Below are 4,261 nucleotides of genomic sequence, written 5' to 3'. Positions count from 1 at the left end.
GAACTGCGCCGCGAATTGGGCGGGCTGGACGTGCTGGTCAACAACGCCGGCACCTACGCCACCGTGGACTTCGACAGGATCACGGTGGCGCAGTGGGACGAGATGTTCGCCACCAACACCCGCGGACCCTTCCTGGTGACGCGGGCGGCGGCCAAGCTGCTGCGCGAGCGGAAGGGCAGGGTCATCAACCTGGGCTCGCTGGGCGGGCTGCGCCCCTGGGTGGAGCACGCCCACTACTGCGCCTCCAAGGCCGCGCTCACCATGTTGACCGAGGTCATGGCCAAAGCGCTGGCCCCGGAGGTCGCGGTCAACAGCGTGGCCCCGGGGATGATCTCGATGGGAGAGGGCAAGGCGGAGGGCTTCTTCCGCAAGATCGCCGCCAAGACCCCCATGAAGCGGGCGGGACGGGCCGACGAGGTAGCGGCGGCGGTGCGCTTCTTCGCTTCGGCGCCGCATTTCATCACCGGGACGACGCTGGTGGTGGATGGCGGTTTAGGCCTGACCTAGGAGGCGAGCATGCTGAACCCGATTTATGTGGAGCCGCGTTGGGTGGCGGGGTGGGGGACGCTGGCGCTGATCAACGCCGGGCTGGCCCAGGGCAAGGGCCACAGCGGGCTGCTGTGGTTCCTGCTGTCGCTGCTGCTGGGACCGATCGCCACGTTCTGCATCGTGACCTTCCTGCCGCGCAAGTGAGTGCCGCCCCTGCGGGGCTGGGACACGCGGCGCGAGAATCTCAGGGGCTTCAACCGTCCCTTCGGGACTGGACTCCATTCTGCTTGCTTTCCCAGGACTCTGTCCTGAGCCATTTCCAGTCGCCCTTCGGGCTAATCAGGGTTCCACGGGAGCGCCAGCCCGAAGGGCGTTTGACAATAGCCCAGCACGAAGTGCTGGGCCGGACAGCGAGAAATCCTCCCAGTCCCGCAGGGACGATTGGCCGCCGGGGCATCGGGTGATTGAAACTGCAGATCCCTCTCCCGCCTCGCGGGATCGGGATGACAGACTCAAAGAGAACGGCCGCGCTGGGAGCGCGGCCGGGCTGACGTCTGACGTCTAGTACTCCAGCGTCTTCCCGATCGCGGTGGCGATCTTGTCCACCGAGGGCATGTAGAACTGCTCCAGGGGATGGGAGAAGGGGATGGCGGGCACGTCGGGCGCGGTGACGCGCACGATGGGCGCGTCCAGGCAGTCGAAGGCCTCTTCCGCCAGGATGGCCGAGATCTCCGCCCCGATGCCCAGGGTGCGGTGGTCCTCGTGCACGATCACGCAGCGGTTGGTCCGGGCCACCGACTCCAGGATGGTGTCTTTGTCCAGGGGATTCAGCACCCGCAGGTCCACCACCTCGATGTCCACGTCCTTCTCCTGCTTGAGCTTCTCGGCGGCCTGCAGGGTGAGCTGCAGGGTGTAGCCGTAGGAGATGGCGGTGAGGTGCCTGCCGGGACGGCGCACCGCCGCCTTGTAGAGGTCGGAGAGGTACTCTTCGTCCGGGATCTCTTCCTTGATGGAGCGGTAGAGCTTCTTGTGCTCGAAGTAGAGGACGGGGTTGTCGTCGCGGATGGCGGCCTTGAGCATGCCCTTGGCGTCATAGACGGTGCCCGGCGCCACCACCACCAGCCCGGGCTCGTGCGCGAACCAGGTGGTGTTGGTCTGGGAGTGGTAGAGTCCGCCGCCCACGCCCCCGCCGTAGCAGACGCGCAGAGTCAGGGGGCAGGTCTGGGTGCCGGCGGAGCGGTAGCGCAGCTTGGCGGCCTGCTGGGTCAGAGCGTCCATAGCCGGGGTGATGAAGTCGGCAAACTGGATCTCGGGTACGGGGCGCATGCCCGCCAGCGCCGCGCCGATGGAGGAGGAGACGATGATGCCCTCGGCCAGCGGGGAATCGACCACGCGCTCGGGGCCGAACTCCTCGTACAGGCCCTTGGTGGCCTTGAAGACGCCGCCCATCACCCCCACGTCCTCACCGATGATGAAGACGCTGGGGTCGCGGCGCATCTCTTCGCCCAGGGCGGTAGTGATGGCGTCGATGTACGTGCTCAATGGCATGGGTTATTGGCTCACTTCGGACCGCGGAACTGGAAGGGATCGCGGCCCAATTCGCGCTCGCGGATGCTGAAGGAGTAGACGTGGTCCAGGCACTCCTCAGGTTCGGGGAAGGGAGAGGACTCGGCGAAGGCGATGGCTTCGTCGATCTCCTGGTTGATCTGGTCGGTCAATTCCTGCTTCCACTTCTCCGTCCACAGCCCCTGCTTGGAGAGATAGCGCTCGGCGGCGGGGATGGGGTCCTTGGCCTTCCAGGCTTCCACTTCCTCGGGCTTACGGTACTTGGCGGGATCGATCTCGGAGTGGCCGTACCAGCGGTAGGTCTTGCACTCGATCAGGGTCGGCCCCTCGCCGGAGCGGGCGCGGGCCAGGGCCTCGCGCGAGGCGCGGTAGACCGCGGCCACGTCGTTGCCGTCCACCGTCACCCCGGGGAAGCCGTAGGCCTGGGCCTTCACGCTCAGGTCGGGGACCGCGGTCTGCAGCGAGGTCGAGACCGACTCCGCCCACAGATTGTTCTCCACGATGTAGACGATGGGCAGCTTGTGCACGCCGGCGAAGTTCAGGGCCTCGTGCCAGAAGCCCAGGCTGGTGGAGCCGTCGCCCGAGAGCGCGACCACCAGGTTGGGCTTCTTCTGCATCTTGTAGGCCAGAGCGACGCCGGTGCCGATGTTGAGCTGGGCGGCGATAGTGGAGGCCGGGGTGATGATGTTGGCGGGGGCGTAGCCGCAATGCGCCGGGGAAGAGCGCCCCTGGTCGGGGCTGGTCTTGCGGGCATAGAGCTGGGCGTACATCAGTCTCAGCGGCGTGCCCTTCATGATGTTGGTGACGAAGTTACGATGGGAGGGAGCGACGGTGTCGCCGGGCTCCAGATCGATGGTGGCGCCCACCTCGGTGGCTTCCTGGCCGACGGCGGCGTAGTAGTTGCCGGCGAACTTGCCCTGCTTGAAGAGCAGGCGGGCGCGCTCCTCCACCATGCGGCACTTCAGCATGTAGGTGTAGAGGCGGCGCAGGACCGCCTCCGGGATGGGGGCGGTGCCGTTGGTGGGGGCCGATTTGGGGCTCTTCTGGACGCTTACATCGGGAGCCTGGGGGCCCTTGGAACGTGCTGGGGCCTCGATGCGCTCCCTGGTTCTGGTTGCCATCTCTCTGCCTCGCGAAACGTATATTCTACCCCAGAAGACGAGGGCGGTGTTCCTAAGTAGTAACGAAAGTAACCCTCGGCGCGGTGGATCACTGAAGCGAGATTCAGTCGCGGGACGATGGATCCGGGAGCGCGGCGCGTGCCAATCGCGGGCGGGATTTTTCAACACCGCTGTGAAAAATCGTGTGGAAAACCTGCCCTTGGTTTTCGAAAGCGCGCAAGCCACGCAGGGTTTCACAGATTGCACACTGGAGAGTGCGAGGCGCGGAAGGAGTGGGAAGATTTTTTCTGAGGAGTGAGGTCGGGTCACCGGCGATGAAGGTCCGTCTCGACAAACTCGTGTTGGAGCGGGGGCTGGCGGCGTCGCGCGAGCGCGCCCAGGCCTTGATCCTGGCCGGGCGAGTGCTGGTGGACGGGCAGAAGGTGGAGAAGGCGGGCGCGACGGTGGCGGCGGACTCCGACCTCCGCCTGCTGGGCGAGGAGCTGAAGTACGTCAGCCGCGGCGGGCTCAAGCTGGAGAAGGCGCTGGAGCACTGGCGGATCGACGTGCGCGGGCGCGTCTGCGTGGACGTGGGTGCCTCGACCGGGGGCTTCACCGACTGCCTGCTGCAGCAGGGCGCGGCGCGGGTGCTTGCCATCGACACCGGCTACGGGCAGATGGCGGTACGCCTGCGCTTCGACCCGCGGGTGCGCCTGCTGGAGCGCACCAATGCACGCTATCTCAAGCCCGCGGAGGTGGGCGAGCCGGCCGACCTGGTGGTCGTGGACGTCTCGTTCATCTCTGCTACACTCGTGCTGCCGGCGGTGATAAGAGCAGTGGTCAGGGGTCAGTGGCCAGTGGCCAGTAAGGTCGGGCGGAACTCCCGGCCGGCAGCCGGCGGGACGCCGGCGCTGCAGCTTGTCGTCCTGGTCAAGCCGCAGTTCGAGGCGGGCAAAGGAAAGGTGGGCAAGGGCGGGATCGTGCGCGATCCCGAGGTGCGGCAGGCGGCGGTGGAGCGCGTGCGGCGCGCGGTGGAAGAGCTGGGCGGCCGCGACCTCGAGGTCATCGAGTCGCCCATCCTGGGGGCGGAAGGCAACCGGGAGTTC

5 protein-coding genes are annotated in these 4,261 nt (G+C 66.8%); 3 read left to right on the top strand and 2 right to left on the bottom strand.

Going from position 1 to position 4,261, the window contains the following annotated elements; all coding sequences use genetic code 11:
* Positions 1-507: SDR family oxidoreductase (locus tag VEG08_01660; GenBank protein HXZ26682.1), on the top strand; the 507-nt coding region annotated here is incomplete at its 5' end.
* 9 nt (positions 508-516) lie between these two features.
* Positions 517-693, top strand: coding sequence for a hypothetical protein (locus VEG08_01655; protein HXZ26681.1), 177 nt, complete (start codon positions 517-519; stop codon positions 691-693).
* Positions 694-1,050: 357 nt separating this feature from the next.
* Here VEG08_01655 and VEG08_01650 read toward each other — a convergent pair whose 3' ends face one another.
* Complete coding sequence (locus VEG08_01650) at positions 1,051-2,037, bottom strand: alpha-ketoacid dehydrogenase subunit beta (protein HXZ26680.1); 987 nt, start codon at positions 2,035-2,037, stop codon at positions 1,051-1,053.
* A gap of 11 nt (positions 2,038-2,048) precedes the next feature.
* Positions 2,049-3,176 carry a thiamine pyrophosphate-dependent dehydrogenase E1 component subunit alpha gene (locus tag VEG08_01645; protein ID HXZ26679.1) on the bottom strand — a complete coding sequence of 376 codons (1,128 nt, stop codon included), beginning with the start codon at positions 3,174-3,176 and terminating at the stop codon, positions 2,049-2,051.
* A 314-nt stretch (positions 3,177-3,490) separates the two neighbouring features.
* On the opposite strand from VEG08_01645, the gene VEG08_01640 reads away from it, so the two are divergent.
* Positions 3,491-4,261: TlyA family RNA methyltransferase (locus VEG08_01640; protein HXZ26678.1), on the top strand; the 771-nt coding region annotated here is incomplete at its 3' end.

The organism is Terriglobales bacterium (assembly GCA_035624475.1).
Lineage (GTDB): Bacteria > Acidobacteriota > Terriglobia > Terriglobales > Acidobacteriaceae > DASPRL01.
Note: the sequence above shows the minus strand (reverse complement) of the source record. Positions and strands in the feature narration are given on the sequence as shown.

What these genes read in the sequence shown, in the direction of transcription:
- VEG08_01650 (HXZ26680.1), bottom strand. Translation starts at nt 2,037, where the DNA reads ATGCCATTGAGCACGTACATCGACGCCATCACTACCGCCCTGGGCGAA.
- VEG08_01645 (HXZ26679.1), bottom strand. Translation starts at nt 3,176, where the DNA reads ATGGCAACCAGAACCAGGGAGCGCATCGAGGCCCCAGCACGTTCCAAG.
- VEG08_01655 (HXZ26681.1), top strand. Translation starts at nt 517, where the DNA reads ATGCTGAACCCGATTTATGTGGAGCCGCGTTGGGTGGCGGGGTGGGGG.